21 protein-coding genes are annotated in these 16,165 nt (G+C 39.8%); 11 read left to right on the forward strand and 10 right to left on the reverse strand.

Features of this window, described 5'->3' with window-relative positions:
- Positions 1-80 precede the first annotated feature (80 nt).
- The 8 genes from DIC78_RS06355 to DIC78_RS06390 all read right to left on the reverse strand — a co-directional run bounded on the left by DIC78_RS06355 (position 81) and on the right by DIC78_RS06390 (position 6,081).
- The gene (locus DIC78_RS06355) at positions 81-662 is read right to left on the reverse strand and encodes a TetR/AcrR family transcriptional regulator (RefSeq protein ID WP_127695765.1); all 582 of its coding nucleotides are present in this window, start codon (positions 660-662) and stop codon (positions 81-83) included.
- Positions 663-774: 112 nt separating this feature from the next.
- Entirely contained in the window at positions 775-1,185 is a 411-nt protein-coding gene (locus tag DIC78_RS06360) for a spore coat protein (protein ID WP_101860622.1), read from the reverse strand.
- Positions 1,186-1,321: 136 nt separating this feature from the next.
- Positions 1,322-2,041 (reverse strand): YebC/PmpR family DNA-binding transcriptional regulator, encoded by a 720-nt coding sequence (locus DIC78_RS06365; RefSeq protein WP_010333282.1) that lies wholly within the window; start codon positions 2,039-2,041, stop codon positions 1,322-1,324.
- A 169-nt stretch (positions 2,042-2,210) separates the two neighbouring features.
- A complete protein-coding gene (gene phrH / locus DIC78_RS06370; protein WP_106022485.1) occupies positions 2,211-2,390 on the reverse strand; it encodes a phosphatase RapH inhibitor PhrH in 180 nt (59 codons plus the stop codon).
- On the reverse strand, positions 2,380-3,522 hold the full coding sequence (gene rapH / locus DIC78_RS06375) for a response regulator aspartate phosphatase RapH (protein WP_127695767.1): 1,143 nt from the start codon (positions 3,520-3,522) through the stop codon (positions 2,380-2,382). The genes phrH and rapH overlap by 11 nt, the downstream gene beginning before the upstream one ends.
- A 200-nt stretch (positions 3,523-3,722) precedes the next feature.
- Positions 3,723-4,049, reverse strand: a complete 327-nt coding sequence (locus DIC78_RS06380; RefSeq protein WP_010333280.1) for a lysozyme inhibitor LprI family protein — start codon at positions 4,047-4,049, stop codon at positions 3,723-3,725.
- Positions 4,050-4,404: 355 nt separating this feature from the next.
- Positions 4,405-4,842 carry a hypothetical protein gene (locus tag DIC78_RS06385; protein ID WP_010333279.1) on the reverse strand — a complete coding sequence of 146 codons (438 nt, stop codon included), beginning with the start codon at positions 4,840-4,842 and terminating at the stop codon, positions 4,405-4,407.
- A gap of 222 nt (positions 4,843-5,064) precedes the next feature.
- Complete coding sequence (locus tag DIC78_RS06390; RefSeq protein WP_127695769.1) at positions 5,065-6,081, reverse strand: hypothetical protein; 1,017 nt, start codon at positions 6,079-6,081, stop codon at positions 5,065-5,067.
- Between the two features lie 179 nt (positions 6,082-6,260).
- On the opposite strand from DIC78_RS06390, the gene DIC78_RS06395 reads away from it, so the two are divergent.
- From DIC78_RS06395 to DIC78_RS06440, 11 genes are all read left to right on the forward strand, one after another.
- Positions 6,261-8,270 carry a T7SS effector LXG polymorphic toxin gene (locus tag DIC78_RS06395; RefSeq protein ID WP_127695771.1) on the forward strand — a complete coding sequence of 670 codons (2,010 nt, stop codon included), beginning with the start codon at positions 6,261-6,263 and terminating at the stop codon, positions 8,268-8,270.
- 4 nt (positions 8,271-8,274) lie between these two features.
- On the forward strand, positions 8,275-8,760 hold the full coding sequence (gene yezG, locus DIC78_RS06400) for an LXG family T7SS effector immunity protein YezG (RefSeq protein ID WP_127695773.1): 486 nt from the start codon (positions 8,275-8,277) through the stop codon (positions 8,758-8,760).
- Between the two features lie 13 nt (positions 8,761-8,773).
- Positions 8,774-9,229, forward strand: coding sequence for an antitoxin YezG family protein (locus DIC78_RS06405; RefSeq protein WP_127695775.1), 456 nt, complete (start codon positions 8,774-8,776; stop codon positions 9,227-9,229).
- 62 nt (positions 9,230-9,291) lie between these two features.
- A complete protein-coding gene (locus DIC78_RS21750; protein ID WP_223203909.1) occupies positions 9,292-9,840 on the forward strand; it encodes a hypothetical protein in 549 nt (182 codons plus the stop codon).
- Between the two features lie 20 nt (positions 9,841-9,860).
- The gene (locus DIC78_RS06415) at positions 9,861-10,349 is read left to right on the forward strand and encodes an immunity protein YezG family protein (RefSeq protein ID WP_106021532.1); all 489 of its coding nucleotides are present in this window, start codon (positions 9,861-9,863) and stop codon (positions 10,347-10,349) included.
- A gap of 122 nt (positions 10,350-10,471) precedes the next feature.
- On the forward strand, positions 10,472-10,642 hold the full coding sequence (locus DIC78_RS22135) for an immunity protein YezG family protein (protein WP_420867031.1): 171 nt from the start codon (positions 10,472-10,474) through the stop codon (positions 10,640-10,642).
- The gene (locus DIC78_RS22140; protein ID WP_420867034.1) at positions 10,639-10,725 is read left to right on the forward strand and encodes a hypothetical protein; all 87 of its coding nucleotides are present in this window, start codon (positions 10,639-10,641) and stop codon (positions 10,723-10,725) included. Before DIC78_RS22135 ends, DIC78_RS22140 begins: the two co-directional genes overlap by 4 nt.
- Before the next feature lie 34 nt (positions 10,726-10,759).
- Positions 10,760-11,230, forward strand: a complete 471-nt coding sequence (locus tag DIC78_RS06425) for an antitoxin YezG family protein (RefSeq protein WP_127695777.1) — start codon at positions 10,760-10,762, stop codon at positions 11,228-11,230.
- Positions 11,231-11,457: 227 nt separating this feature from the next.
- On the forward strand, positions 11,458-11,763 hold the full coding sequence (locus DIC78_RS06430; protein WP_127695779.1) for a hypothetical protein: 306 nt from the start codon (positions 11,458-11,460) through the stop codon (positions 11,761-11,763).
- Between the two features lie 189 nt (positions 11,764-11,952).
- On the forward strand, positions 11,953-13,080 hold the full coding sequence (locus tag DIC78_RS06435) for a Rap family tetratricopeptide repeat protein (RefSeq protein ID WP_127695781.1): 1,128 nt from the start codon (positions 11,953-11,955) through the stop codon (positions 13,078-13,080).
- Positions 13,070-13,267: a hypothetical protein gene (locus tag DIC78_RS06440; protein WP_101861336.1), complete on the forward strand. Its 198-nt coding sequence runs from the start codon at positions 13,070-13,072 to the stop codon at positions 13,265-13,267. Before DIC78_RS06435 ends, DIC78_RS06440 begins: the two co-directional genes overlap by 11 nt.
- Positions 13,268-13,473: 206 nt before the next feature.
- Here the strand turns inward: DIC78_RS06440 and DIC78_RS06445 are convergent, their stop codons facing one another.
- Both DIC78_RS06445 and rlmD read right to left on the reverse strand, forming a co-directional pair.
- Positions 13,474-14,592, reverse strand: a complete 1,119-nt coding sequence (locus DIC78_RS06445) for an MrcB family domain-containing protein (RefSeq protein WP_127695783.1) — start codon at positions 14,590-14,592, stop codon at positions 13,474-13,476.
- 145 nt (positions 14,593-14,737) lie between these two features.
- Entirely contained in the window at positions 14,738-16,117 is a 1,380-nt protein-coding gene (gene rlmD / locus DIC78_RS06450) for a 23S rRNA (uracil(1939)-C(5))-methyltransferase RlmD (protein WP_127695785.1), read from the reverse strand.
- Positions 16,118-16,165 lie beyond the last annotated feature (48 nt).

A 16,165-nucleotide genomic window follows, 5' to 3' on the forward strand; every position in this document is an offset into this window, starting at 1 on the left:
GATCATCACCTCGTATTTTATTCTAGACCATTCAGTCCGAAAAATGCGTCAAAGGGCTAAGCACCCTTTATCAAAAAAAGTCAATCAAGGACAGATAAACTCACTTCAACATAATCCTGAAGCTGGTTAAAATCAGCAGAAACCTTAGCGATAAACGTCAGAGACAGCCTGCTCTGGTTTAAATAACGGGCAAGCGCCGATATATCAAGATGTTCCTTCAATTCTCCTTCAGCCTGTGCCCTTCTCAGTGCCTGATAAAAGGCCGCCTCAAGCTGTTTCGTCTGCCCTTCAAAGTACTGGGCAAGATCCGAATCATGTGGAATTTGTTCAATAGCGCTGTTGATGATAAAACACGCCTTTGAACGTTCAGGATCTTTCAGGACATTCACACCCTCCTGAAAAATATCACGAATGGCTTCCTTGACAGAGCCCGGTGCCTCAAGCCTTTCCACAACAGCCGCGTTTTTTCCCTCAAGATACGTTTTCACAGCGGACAAAAACAGATCCCGCTTCGTTCCATACGTATCGTACAAACTCTGGCGCGCAATGCCTAAATGAGAGAGCAGCTCCTGAAGAGACGTGCCTTCGTAGCCATACTCTCCAAAAACCTCTATCGCTCTGCGTAAAACAAGCGCGGTATCGAATTCTTTATTCCTACCCAAACGAATATCACCTCCTGCAAGAAGATATTACCTTTTCCAGACTGAACAGTCAAGAAAAAACAAAAACAAAAAAACACCCTTGATCAGCAAGAGTGTCCGTTCTCCACGCTTTTTATTTATGGCCGTCTTTTCCCCAGTGCCCCATTTGGTGGTGATGGTGCCCGTAGTTACCATCATGATGCCCATAATTTCCGTCCTCGTGATGGCCGTAATTTCCATCCTGATGGTGTCCGTAATTTCCATCAGGGTAATGCTGGTGATGTCCATCATTATCATAATGCATTCCGTAGCTCGGATAACTCATTGAGCTCGGATAGCCTCCGCTTGGGTAGCCGCCGAATCCTCCAGACATGCCATAACCCGGGTAGCCTGCGCCTCCATAACCTGGTTGGCCCATCCCCGTATACATGCCATGGCCCGGATAGCCCGCGCCTCCGTACATGCCGAATCCCGGACCGCCTGCACCATAACCTGGGTAAGCGCCAAAACCGGGTCCGCAGCAGAAGTGTCTTGTATCAGTCATATCCAATCTCTCCTTCACATAGGTTACAGTCCAGCGTATGAGAAGAGCTTGCAGATCGTATAGACACCCGCCTATAAACGGATAAAACAATTTCCCGGACAATAAAAAAAGCAGACCATGACAGTCTGCTCCTTTTTTATTCACCAAGATCTACGTTATGATACACCTGCTGAACGTCTTCCAAGTCCTCTAACGCGTCAATCAGCTTTTCGAACTGTTCTTTCGCGTCCTCAGGAAGTGTCACTTCACTTTGCGCAAGCATGGTCAGCTCCGCCACCGTAAATTCCTCAACGCCCGCGTTTTTAAATGCCTCCTGCACCGCATGGAATTGATCCGGCTCCGCATAGACGATCACGCTGTCATCCTCTTCTAAAATATCGCGGACATCCACATCCGCTTCCATCAGGATTTCAAGCGCTTCGTCAGCTGTTTTGCCTTCCACACCAATAACAGCCGTTGCGTCAAACATGTAAGCAACAGATCCGCTCACACCCATGTTTCCGCCGTTTTTTCCGAACGCCGCACGCACTTCCGGCGCCGTACGGTTCACATTATTCGTCAGCGCATCAACGATAATCATTGATCCGTTCGGCCCGAAGCCCTCATAACGAAGCTCATCATAATTTTCTTCCGCTCCGCCCTTCGCCTTCTCAATCGCACGTTCAATGATATTTTTCGGCACGCTGTAAGTCTTCGCGCGCTCAAGCACAACCTTCAGCGCCTGATTGGATTCCGGATCAGGCTCGCCCTGCTTTGCCGCCACATAAATCTCACGGCCAAACTTTGCGTAAACCCGACTCGTATTTGCGTCCTTAGACGCCTTCTTTTCTTTAATATTGTTCCACTTACGGCCCATGATGTTCCACTCTCTTTCATATATATCAATCTAAATACTGTTATTCACTTTATCCATTATACCTCAAATGCTTTGGTTGTTTCGAGTGTCTTGCGTTAGAAATAGAAGGAAGGCGGCAGTTTAAAAGTACGAGACGACACAAACTTCCAATAAAGCAAGAAAAAAAGCCCTAACTAAGGGCTTTCTTATCCGGATCAGTCATGACATGATGAGGGGAATGATCGATATACGTCGTGTTTCGATCCGTTGATTCCTTAAAACCGCCTGACTGTGTCAAGAAAGGAACCGCAATGCTTCCGCAAATAAGGGGAACAGCAAGACACATCATCACTTTTTTCTTAATAAGCATATAAACACTCTCCTTTTTGAATATCTTCTTGCGCTTTCAGCACTTTCCGATAAAACGCAGCAGCGTGCTCAAAATGACAGCGGCTTTCAAAAACAGCGGCAGCGCTGCGGGCACATGCTTCAATGTAAGCGTGCAAGTTCTTTTTTTCGAAATAGCTTAAAAGGTCATGAATTTTGCGTTCGTCAACAATCTCTTTGTACACTGCCTGCAAGAACAGATACAATTCTTTATAAAATTTGTGGGCCCCCGCATTTGGATGGGTTGTGATATGTTCTAATCCTTCTTCTATTAGCTGAAACGCCTGCTGTTTTTGTCCAGCTTTACATAATGTCCAGCTTAACCCAAACAAGACTTTCGGCAGCAAGTCAGGGACCGTTTCTCTGCTTACTTTCGCCGCTTTTTGGAAGTGCTCAATTGCCAAATCATATCTTCCTGACCTGTCATAACTGTTGGCGATGTTCAATAAAGAGATGCCAATGAACCTGTCGTTTTGAATGTCCATTGCCAGCTCCAGCGCCTTTCTTAAATGCGGGAGCGCTTTATCATAACATCTGAAGTCATCATAATTTCCCGCTACGATAAACAAGCTTTGTATTCTTCTCATGCTATATAACGGATGATCTTGATAAATGTCTAAGGCTTGAAGGATATGATGCATCGACACATGAGTTTGTTTCATATTGTAGTATGCTTCTGCCACTTTAAAATGAAATTCCGCTTTCTCGATTTCATCTGTTACAAACGGAAGCTCCTTCTCCGCCTCACGGTAAGATCCAATCGCTTCAACATATTCTTTCTGATCAAATTCATACATGCCGCGGAAAAACAAAGAGTAGTATTTCAAAAGACCTGTGAGTTTTTTCTGAGGGGCTTCAATCGTTTCTAAAAGCTCTGTCACTGTAGGGCGATTCCCGTATGTTTGTCCCGGCTCCAAATAATCCAGCATCAGCTGGTGCCGAAAACACATCAGAGAATAATAGATCAGCAAATCCTGATCCTCTTCCATCTGCTGAATGTCCTGCTCCACCTCCGCTTTCAGAACCTCAGCATCCGGAACACTGAACTGGCGAATCATCTTGTACCATTCATTAATCTTAACACCAACACGCGAAGATGGTATGGCTTGCTTCACTCGCTTCCCTCCCTCTCTGTAAGATATGTCATATTCTATCAATCCCAAATTTTGAAAACAAGACAACAGGAAGAAATTGTTTTTTCATCCTGTCAATTTGTTTTCTTCAGCAAAAAAAGACCCCATGCAAGGGTCCCGTGTCACTTATTTCCTATACGTTTTCACCGATCGTAACAGAGCTCTTTCGTCTGTTTTGCAAGCTATTCCGTTTGGACGACTCGGGATAAAGAACCGACGCCCTCATCATATCTTTTCTGAACTGTAGCATTTCTATCCTTCATCCATTGGCGCTGTTCACTTTTTAGGCCCACCATGACTGAAGCAGAAAGCTGCTTTTGCAAACCGCCGAATATCTCATTCATCGATCCGTCCCACATTTGATAGTTATAGCCGTAATCCTCAATCATTTGATAATCATAGTGTTTTTCTATCTGCTGACAGTTTGGCAAGATAATCTGATTTTGTGCTTTCCGATGCCTGCTAAGGGCTCTGTGTACCAGTTGTATCAGATGATTCGGTTTTCGCATTCTGCTCTTGCTCTGTCGGCTTCGTATAACTCACTTTATTCACGGTTTCTTCCTGATCCCTATCAGAAGCTCAGCTGTCAGAACACGCTGATATATATTCGTAAAATAGATAAAAACAGCGCACCCAATTTATATGTAATTGTCTCTGCTCATCCTTCTGTTCCCCAATGATCGCTAAATTAATTTATAGGTTTTTATATCTTTATTTATCTAAAATCAGATAACTAGACTATTAGAACAATATGTTTCTTTTAAATAAACTTTAAAATAGAATTCAAACGCCAAAATGGTAAACTAGGTGATCGTATTAATGTAATTAAAAAAGCTCTCCTTCTTAAAAAGGAGAGCTTTTTCTTCATCTAGTCCATTTACTAGAATATACTGTTTGCATATAGTCTGAATGATCCCAATTATTATAAAGTTTTAGTTTCACTCTAGTCGATGCAGATTTTTTTGCAATGTTTGTGAATGTAACATTTAATTTTCTACCATATGATGCATTTCCAGAAGCTGTATCGATTGTTTTCCAAGAACCGTTTGTATAACGCTGCAGATATAATTTGCAATAAGCAGCACTTTCCCAAGTTCCTGTTCTTCCCATTTCAACTGTAGTATAAACATTCTTATAGTTTTCTGATGTGTGAATATAAGATTTTGATTCTACAGTTGCATGAAAAGTAAAACTCGTAGTTTTACTAACAGCCTTGGCTGAATGACCCGATCCAATGAATACTAGTCCAAATGCCATCACACCCGCAAGAACTAGTGTCATCAAGTGATTTACTCTTTTCATTATCAAATACCTCCATCAAACCAATCAAAATTGTAAAATACAGGACTGTTATACATTATAAACCATGAAACCAAGAATTAAAATATATTTTATAAAATATTTTCTAGTAATCAAAACTAAGCTGAAGTTTATAATAAATTCTATTATTCAGCTGAAGTGGCATTTGGTTAATTTACTCACCTCGAAACATAAGAACTTGACTCTAAGTTATAGCCTTGGAGTCTAATCAACCACGATAAAATCCTGAACCTTCACTTGTTCCTCAGGCAAATCAAACTGATAAAGCATCTTCTTAGAATGGATATCAAACACACCCACGTACCCGCCAATGCCCTTTTTATGCTCTTCCTGGGCAACAACATACAGTTGATTCCCCTTAAACTTTGCATCCATATAAGGGAATTTTAAGCCGTATGTGCGAAAAGAAAAGTCCTTCCCATACTCAAGCAGGTTCGCTTCCCCCTCTTTGTTTTCGTACGTCACATAAAAACTGCCGCTTTCTTTGTCATAGTACACGGTATCAGCATATTCAAGATCATCAGGATAAGAAATATACTTCGTCTTCCATGTCCCTTTTTCAATCACAGTCAGTTCATGCTGCGAGCTTGCGACAATAAATTCCTCCGAGTCTGCGAATTTATCAGCGTATGAGGCTAAGCTCAGGGTTTCTATGATTTCCTCTGTGTTTCTGTCAATCACGTAAATTGCCATGCCTTGAATGACATAAATATAATTCTCGTCACTCGACCCCATCGTGACAAGCGAAGGCAAGGTGAGGCTATATTCCTTTTTCGTTTTTTTGTCGTTTATATGGACGTCATTCCCCGTCGTATCAACGTTATAGGCCTTAACAGAGACATCCTTTCCCTCATACCAAAACGCAAATGGATCTGACAGCGGATGCTTTTTTATGGCATCCTTCTCCAGCGTGTAATAAAAGGACTCATGTTCCGCTAATAATACAATGTCTGTTGATGCGTAAGACTTCGTTTGGATGTACGGCACATCCGCCACCTTGAACGTGCGCCTATTAAATCTTTCGCCTGTTGAGGTTGAGAGCAGCGTACTCTCTTTTATGAGAGGGTTGGAATAGATAAAAAAGATGTGGTCTTCTTCGGGATGGATGGCGGAAGCTTTGACAGGAATATTGCTTTTATTATGTAACTGAAGATACAGAGCAAACAGGATGATGCATATCATAAACCCTAATAAACCGAATATAATGCGTTTTTTCTTCATCAAAATGCTCCTTTAACTGTCTATCAATAATCATTTCGACTATGTTTACACAATCCCTTCGTGAATAAAGACACATGCCAAATGACTCATTTTTCCATCGAAACACGTTTCCACAGCCATTCTTATCCTGCTCCGTGGTAAAATTTTGATATTGAGCGAACAAAAGAAGGGAAATGGTCATGAAAGTACTTGAAGCGAAAACACTGCTTTCTGAAGCGACAGACCGCGCGAAAGAGTATAAAGAACTAAGAACGCAAATGGTCAACTTGAGAAAAGCCTTAAAAAGCGTCGCTGATCTCAGTGACAGCGAATTCTCAGGAAAAGGCGCCAGCAATATCAAAGCCTTCTATCAAGACCACGTTGGCGTCACCGACCAATGGATCGACTACATCGACATGAAAATCGCATTTTTCAACAGCATCGCCGGAGCCGTCGAGGATAAAGCCCTCTCTGACGCATACATCGAAGAATCCTTTCTGGAACATGAGCTGGCAAACGCCCACAAAAAATCGAAATCCATCATGTCCGAACAGAAAAAAGCCATGAAAGACATCCTGAACGATATCAACGACATCCTCCCGCTCGACCTGTTTTCAACAGAAACCTTCAAAGACGAGCTGGCCGATGCCAACGACAAACGCAAAAAAACACTGGAAAAATTGGACGCCTTAGACGAAGACCTGCAGACAGAATACGCCCTGTCAGAACCAAACGAACAATTCATCAAGTCCGACTTCCAAAAGCTCCAAGAAGCAACGGGCAAAGGCAAAAACGCCACACCCATCCACTACAACGCCAAAGCGTACCGTGAGAGTGACATACATAAGAAAAAAGGCGACATTGAAAAGCGGACTGAGGCTTACTTGAAGATTAAGAAAGAGGAAGCGAAGGAACGAGAGATTGAAAAACTGAAAGAAAGACTGAAAAACTACGATTATGCGGATGCCGATGAATTCTACAAAATGGCAAAAACGATCGGCTATGAAAATCTGACAGCAGAACAACAGAGATACTTCACCCAAATTGAAAACACGCGTGAGTTTGAAGCAGGCTTCAAAGGGGTCGCCGTCGGCCTTTACGATTCAGGAAAAGACGCGGTCACAGGCCTGTGGGATATGGTCACAGATCCGGGTGGAACCGTTGAAGCCATTACAGGAGCGGTGGCTCACCCGATCAAAACGTATGAAGCCATTTCAGCAGCAATCGAAGAATCGTATCAAAAAGACATGGTGAATGGTGACACCTACTCACGAGCAAGATGGGTGTCATATGCGGTTGGCACTGTTGTCACATCAGTTGTCGGCACAAAAGGCGTAGGCGCCGTCTCAAAAACTGGCACAGCCGCCAAAGTGACGACCAAAGTCAAAACAGCAGCAAGCAAATCAGCAACAGCCCAAAAAGCCATAACGGTCTCAAAACAAACCGTTGATCACGTCAAACAAAAAGTAAACAAAGGCATAGAAGTATCAAAAAAACACGTCAAAACCAAGTTAAATCAAATCGGAGATCTCACACTTGCAGACATTCTCCCCTATCATCCCCGTCACGATTTAGTGCCGGCAGGCGTCCCTTACAACGCAGTCAATGGGGTCACACTTAAAGAGGGACTGCAGAAATTCGCCAAGGTCATCCTGCCGAAACCGTACGGAACTTCTTCAAGCGGAAGACGAACTCCAGCGCCAGTTGTGCCGCCAGTAACCGTCAAATACGGCGAGCATTATGCAAAATGGAGCAGAAAGAAAGTGCTGAAGCCGAATGTTGTCTATAAAACAAAAGAAGGCTACACGTACACCACTGACAACTATGGTAGAATTACAAGTGTCAAAGCAGACTTGCAGCTAGGAGAAGCAAAACGAAACCAATATGCACAGTCGAATGCTGGAAAGCCCCAAGACCGAAAGCCTGACGATGACGGAGGCCATTTAATCGCCACCCAATTCAAAGGCTCAGGCCAGTTTGACAATATCGTGCCGATGAATTCCCAGATTAATAGGAGCGGCGGCAGATGGTATGAAATGGAGCAAGAATGGGCAAAGGCTCTTAAAGAAGAACCTCCGCAAAAAGTTAATGTTAATATAAAAGCTATATATAAAGGTGATTCACTAAGACCAGACAAATTTATCGTTAAGTACAGAATTGGAGATGCTGATTTCGAAAAAGTAACATTAAAGAATCAATCTGGAGGTTGAGATCATGGAAACACCAAAAATGGGTGACTTGTATCAAAGAATAGCAAATCAGATAAATGAAATCATTCCCTCTGAATGGGAAAACGTATATCTTTACGCTGAAATATTAGACGACTCTTCGGAAGTATTTTTTTATTTTAATATACCGGGCGAGAATGAATTCTTATACTCACATAACATTCCAGAACATTTTAATGTAAGCGAAGATATTTATGATGATTTATTAATCGAACTTCAAGAATCATTCGAAGAATTACGCGAAGAATATAAGGAAAATAATCCAGAAACTTGGACGAACTTGACTTTGAAACTAGATAGGACAGGCCAGTTTTCTATAGATTATAATTATGAAGATGTAATTGCTTCAGAGCTAAATGGATCTCAAAGAAAGGCTGTTTGGGTGTATAAAAATCTAGGTTTAATGCCAAAAAGGAAAACGGTAAGAGACTTTTTAGAGGATTATATCAAGACTAACGAAGGAAAAATTTAAATTAATTTCTGATATGGGACAGTTATATCAACAAATAGCAGAACAGCTTAATGACATGATTCCATCTGATTGGACAAAAATCATTCTTTATGCGGAAATATTAGATGATTCATCAGAAGTTTACTTTTTCTTCAATACACCACAAAGTGAAGAGTATATCTATTCTCATGATATACCGAAACAATTCGATGTTAGTAAAAAAATATACGTGAGTTTATTAATTGAACTTCAAGAGTTATTCGAGGAGTTAAGAGAAGAATTTAAAGCAAACAACCAAGATATTTGGACCAATTTAACGCTTAAACTAGAGAATACCGATAAATTCTCAATAGACTATGATTACACCGATGTCATCGCCTCAGACTTAAACGGAACACAACGGCAAGTGGTATGGGAATATAAGAATTTAGGTATCTTGCCTGATGATAAGAAAGACAAAGAATTTGTAATAAACTACTTCAGTCTATAAATAAAAAAATATGGCTCAGCTCTTCTCTGCTGGGCTATTTTTTATAAATTTAGAGGTTCTATATGGATATGTTGATTAAAAATACAATTAATAAACTCTACTATGGTGCAGACCCTTCCAAAGGCAATTATCTATCATTATGCCAACAACCTATAACACTACCGACAGAAATAAAGTCATTTGTAAAAGAAATGAAGATACAATTTGAGAATATAAGCATGGGTGAGATATGGCCCTCCGCTGCCTTTCAGTTTGAATTTCCTAAATATGAGAAGAATGAGTTTCATGTAAACTATACCAGTAAACTTATGATTTCAAAATTGGCTCCTGTTTATTACCTGCAGCACCATTTCACAATTGAAAATGTTGATCCCGAAAGAGCAACTCCCGTGTTAGATGGTTTCAGTACACAATCTTATTCTATGCTTCAACAGAAACTAGACACAAAACTGAATCAAATCTTAAAAGAAATGCGATACAACGCTCTTAATTACCAAGAAATGAACGAAGTCATTTGCGATCTTGATATAAAAATAGAGCCTTTATTCGGTCCCCAAATCACAGTAGAACTGGCATTATTTCATGACTTGCTAGAACTTTGTCCAGACTAGATGCTGGAGGTTGATTCTTTTTGGAAAATAAATTAAATGCATTATATAGAAGCATCGCTGAAACCGTTAACGAAATGATACCAGAACCATGGGAGAAATTTTTGTTCTATGCCCAGGTTTCAGAGACAGGCGGAGGGACTTACTTTTTTTATAATTCCCAAAATGAACCTAAGCATTTTAAGTACAGTCTTGAAATTCCGTTTGAATTTGATATTGACGAAAATGAATTCGATCAGTATGAGATGAAATTATTTAAACTAAGCGAAAAAATGAGAGATGTTTTCAAAGATCATGATCAAGAATTATTTTATTCCTTCACTCTTAGCCTAGAGAGATCAGGAAAATTAACTGTCAACTTTGATTATACAGATTGGTTTAAGACAGATTATAGTTTCAGTGATCAGCTTATCATCTGGAAATTTAAATATTTAGGGGAAGAACCTAAGGATCCATCATTACAAAAATTAACAAAAATATATTTAGAAGAATATCCTGAAAATCCAATATAATAAAGTTAGGATAACGATGTTAGAAAACACTTATCTACAAATAACTAATGTCATAGGAAAAATAATTTGCTGATTGGAGTAAAATTGTTCTTTATGCCGAAATACTAGACGGCTCCAGAGAAGTGTATTTTTTCTTTCAAACACCAGAATACGATGAGTGTATATACTCCCATGACATTCCAGAACAATTTCGAGTCAGCAAGATTTATACTGAACTATTAATAGATCTTCAAGAGTTATTTAAACAGTTACACAATAAGTTTATACTTTGGACGAATACCAAAGACAAATGATTTGGGAGTACAATAACTTGGGTATTTTCCCTGAAGACGAAGAGGATATAGAATTTGTTAAATACTATCTAAATATTAAATAATACCATCAACAATCCAAAGTTAGAGGTTAATTTAATGGACACTACAAAAATGAGCGAAGTATATCAAAAAATCGCTGAGCAAATAAATGAAATTATCCCCTCTGAGTGGGAGAAGGTTGCTCTTTATGCCGAAATTTTAGATGATTCTTCAGAAGTTTACTTTTTCTTTACTATTCCACAAAATCAGGAAGATATATATTCACACGATATTCCTGAACACTTTAATGTTAATGAAGATATATATGACGAACTTCTATATGAATTGCATGATTATTTCGAAGAGTTACGAAATGAATTTAAAACAAACAATGAGGACTTATGGACAAACCTCACTTTACATTTAGAAAGAAGCGGGAAATTTTCAATAGATTATGATTACACCGATGTCATTGCCTCAGACTTAAATGGTACTCAACGACAAGTAGTATGGGAATATAAAAATTTAGGAATATTGCCTGAAGATGAGGAAGATAAACAGTTTGTAATAAACTACTTCGGTCTATAATTCAAAAATAGCTCAGCTTTTTACTGCTGGGCTATTCTCAGGTTGGCTTTTATGGAAACCAAAAAAACAAACCTATTATAAAATTTGTTAACCGATCAACTAATAAATTGATTGCTTCTGAATGGGTTAAAGTTTTCTATACGATGAGATTTTAGATGACTCTATACTTTTCTTTAATATTAAGGTTTTATATTTATCTCATATCTCTTTATAAAAGGAGCAACATTTTGACAGTAAGAAGAGAATTAATAAAACAAATTAATTTACCAATCACAACAATAAAAACAAACAATCAAAAGAATCCAACTCCAATGGTCAAAAACATATTAAAAAGATACGAAGAAGCAAAAGTCTTTATCCAACATTTCTCTGAGGAACAATTCGAAGAAGACCTCTCTAAAGTTAGAAATAAACTAGACACTCTGACAAGAGCATATCTTGAATCAGCTAACGACTACATGAATCCGATGCTCAGAGAAATGCATAAAACTGAAAAGCTGTTAAAAAAGTATGATGAAACTGGTAAGTCATAATCACCGCAATCCAAAATTCAAAAATTGAGATTGGCTAACCTCCACAAAACCAAATGTAACGCAAAACACCCAAAACTCCCTTTTGCGGACTGCACCGAAAATTTTTTTTGCGGTCTCTCAACCCCTTTCTATTAAATTTCAGTATTGATAAAATTTACATAATTAGTGAGAAGAGGAAGGGTGAGAAGTTTGGGCACGATTTCGTCTCCGCACGTTGGGATGAAAATTAATGAGTGGAACCGGCATATTCAAAAGTTTAATGTGACTGACGCTGAAATGCTTAAAGCTGAGATCGAACGGGACATTGACGTCATGGAAGAAGACCAAGACCTCTTGATTTACTATCAGCTCATTGCATTTCGCCATCAGCTTATGATTGACTATGTGATTCCATCTGAAGGAAACCAAATGGAGTTATCAGAATATTTAAAGAGAATTGAAGGCAGCAACAGGAAGATGGAGAAGCTCGTTGAATACTACTATTACTTTTTTCAAGGGATGTATGAATTCAAAGAGGGCAATTTCTTAAGTGCCATTACATTCTATCAAAAAGCGGAAAACACCATTCCCTATATTTCAGATGAAATTGAGCGGGCGGAATTTTATTTTAAAATGGCTGAAGTATTTTATCATATGAAACAAACCCACGTATCCATGCACTATTCTTCTCAGGCGTATAACATTTATAAAACGCACGACCTTTACTCAGTCCGCCGCATACAATGCCATTTTGTGATCGCAGGAAACTACGATGACCTAGAAAGTCATGAAAAGGCGCTCCCTCACCTCGAACAGGCACTAAAAGGCGCACGGCTGCTTGAAAGCAAAAACAAACGGATTTACGGCCAAGCTTTATTCAATATCGGAAATTGTTATCTTAAAATGGGCGAATTGACGAAAGCAGCAAAATACATGGAGAAATCGATACTCCAATTTAAAAAATCAAATTTCAACAACTTGACACAAGCTTACCACGATTTAGCCTTAATTTATTTTCTTCAACATAAACAAGAGCAGGCAATGGATTGTTTCAGAAAAGGCGTACGCTTCGCATGTAAATTCGACGATGGCCTATTTAAAATCATGTTCGAAGGATTGCAGGCACTGTTTATCAAAAAAGGAGAAACGTCCATTTTATTAAATGTTTTCAACAAATTAGAGACATCCCAAGGATATCCTTATATGGAAGAGTTGGCATTATTAGCCGCAAAGTTTTATACTGAAATTGGGCAGATGGATGATTCTGTTATCTGTTTCAAAAAGATGGTTCATGCCCGCAAACAAATTCAGAGAGGGGATTGTTTGTATGAAATTTAAACTGACTTTGTGCGCTGTAATTGCTTTGATCGGAGTAAGCTTTATCAGTTCTTCCTTGGGAAATGAAGTAAACGTGGCATCCAGAAACATGACAAGCAAAGCTGCAAACGATTCAACGAACTCCCTAGCAGACAAAGCCATCTTTGACAGAGACATTATGATTGCAAAAAATGGAACGCTTGGTTAAAGACAAGACGCAGCTTTGGGCTGCGTCTGTTTTCTTGAAAATTAGGAGTAAAAGTATGTTTTTTTAGAACTTTATCAGAATCTAAGTCATAGAAAATCCACTCTTTATATTACCAACAGTCAATAATGTACACTAATATATTGAGAGTAATAAATGACACTGTTATAATTTAGAAAGCATAGAGAAAGATACTAAAGTACGTTACTCTAGAAGTATTTAGGTATACCGTAGAGCGTTTTAAGATCAGAAAAAGTAATTTCTATCCCAACACGGTTAAGTTGCTCTTTACGCTGTTCAAACAATTTTTTCAACAGTTCTTCTTTCTCCTCATCTTTGCCTAAATGAATAAGACGATGACAAAGTGGACAAAGACTAATTATATTTGCCAATTGATCTAAGTCATATCGAAACTCTTCTTGTTTTGCAATAGGAACAAGATGATGCGACTCAACATACGGTTTATTTGTAGATTTTGAAATAAATGTTTTATGTGAACGATCTATTTCACATGTATAATTTGAAAGCATCATAGCTTTTGATGCTAAACCCGCATTTCTTGACCATTGTTTTTGCCCACCTTTGTTAAAGATTGGATCTGGGCGTTCTCGCTTTATATTAACTTCATATCCCCCAACTATACCCTCTGATACAATGAATTGCTGAGTCGCCAACTGATATTTCTCTTCATTATCCCCATCTTCTAAAAATAAACCGTCTTCCTTCAACAAAATGAAATCGTTAAACTGTTCTATAGATCTGTTTCCAATGAACCCTTCTAATTCTATGTATGTAATCAATAAAGCTTGTAAATCACTTATGATGGCTTCTTCATCCTGCAAATTACTAATATCATAATATCGACCACATATATGTCCTAATTCATATCCTTTCGCAAGATCACCTTCGCCTTTTAAACTAATATTCAAAAGGTTCATTTTCCGAGGTATAGTATTTAGTTTTTCTCTGATAATAGAAGCTGTCTTTTGAATTTTTGCCTTACCTAACTTGGTTCCATACTTTTCTTTGAAGTAAGTCCATCCTTGATTTAAGCTAACGTATAAACCACTACCGTCAGCATTAAACAAGTAAACAATATAGTAGCCTCTTGTTGCCGAGGTTGTAAGATTCTTTATAAAAATAGATATCCATGGAACCTCAGCCCATTTCCCGATCCCAATTGACCCTGCTACATGATATTTGGATAGATCTAATTTAGCCTCTGCAATAAGATTTCTCTTTATTTCATGACGAACAAGGTAACCAAGAGGATGATTCTTGAAGGTTTCACTCCTGGCATGTTGATAATTTTTTAAAACCTTTTTCAATTTTTCTTTGATGGGGAAATCTGAAAGACTTGTAACGTTATCTACTATTTTAATACACCCCTGTTCTTAAATATATTATTTAATATTATACAGGAAATTAAAAAGCCTCTCCTGATTCGAGAGGCTCTTGCTTTTTATAACTTCATTAATCCTCAATTTCAAGCACAGCCACACACTCCACATGATTCGTATGCGGAAACATATCCACAGGCTGCACTTCGAGCGTCTGATACCCGCCATCCTCAAGCACCCGTAGGTCTCTTGCAAGCGTGCCAGGATTACAGGACACATACACCACTCGCTTCGGTTTCATCTCCACAATTGTCCGCAGGAGGGCCTCGTCGCAGCCTTTTCTTGGCGGGTCGACGACTAGCGTATCGGCTGTGATGCCTTCTTCATACCATTTTGGAATCACGGTTTCTGCTTCCCCGACTGCGAACTCAGCGTTTGTGATGCCGTTTAATTCTGCGTTTCGCTTTGCGTCCTCAATTGCTTCTGGCACAATTTCAACACCGTACACTTTTTTCGCCTGTTTTGCCAGGAAGAGAGAAATCGTTCCGATGCCGCAGTAGGCGTCGATGACGGTTTCTTCACCTTTCAGCTCCGCGTACTCAAGCGCTTTGTCGTATAGCACTTTTGTCTGCTCTGGGTTGACCTGATAGAACGATCTGGCGGAGATGGCGAATTTGACGTCTCCGATGAGGTCGTAGATGTATTCTTCGCCCCAGATGACATTTGTTTCGTTCCCAAAGATGACGTTTGTTTTGTTTGGGTTGATGTTTTGCACGATGGATTTGACGTGCGGGAATTGCGCTGTGATGTCTTCAATGATCTTCGCTTTGTGCGGGAAGTCGTTTGTTCTTGTGATGAAGACGATCATCATTTCACCTGTAACGACGCCGTATCTGACCATGATGTGGCGGAGCCAGCCTTTGTGGCGTTCTTCGTTGTAGGCTTTGACACCGTATGTGGCACAAATGTCTTTGACGGCTTGGACGGCTTCGTCGTTTTTAGATTGCTGGATCAGGCAGGCGCTCATGTCAATGATGTCATGGCTTCTTTGCTGATAAAATCCAGCGACGAGTCCGCCTTCTCGTTCTCCTACCGGCACCTGTGCTTTGTTTCTGTAGTTCCACGGGTCTTCCATGCCGAGTGTCGGGTGCACGGTCACGTTGGAAAGGTCCAGCTTGCCGATGCGTTCTAAGACGTCTTTGACTTGTTTCTGTTTAAACAAGAGCTGGCCTTCGTAGGTCATGTGCTGAAGCTGACAGCCGCCGCATTGCTTGTAGATCGGGCATGGGGCATCCGTTCTGTGCGGGCTTTCTTCCTTCAACTCAATCAAGCGTCCGAAAGCAAAACCTTTTTTGACGCGTGTGACTTTGATTTGCGCTTTTTCCTCGGGCAGGGCATTTGGCACAAAGATCGGGAATCCTTGAACCTTTGCGACGCCCGCTCCTTCGTGGGTCAAATCCTCAAATGTCACGTTGTAGTATTCGTTTTTTTCTACTGGGGGGTTCATTTTCATGTATGTTCACCTCTTGTTTTAAGCGAAAGAAAAACTTGGCTCATTAAA

The organism is Bacillus halotolerans (assembly GCF_004006435.1).
Taxonomy (GTDB): Bacteria; Bacillota; Bacilli; order Bacillales; family Bacillaceae; genus Bacillus; species Bacillus halotolerans.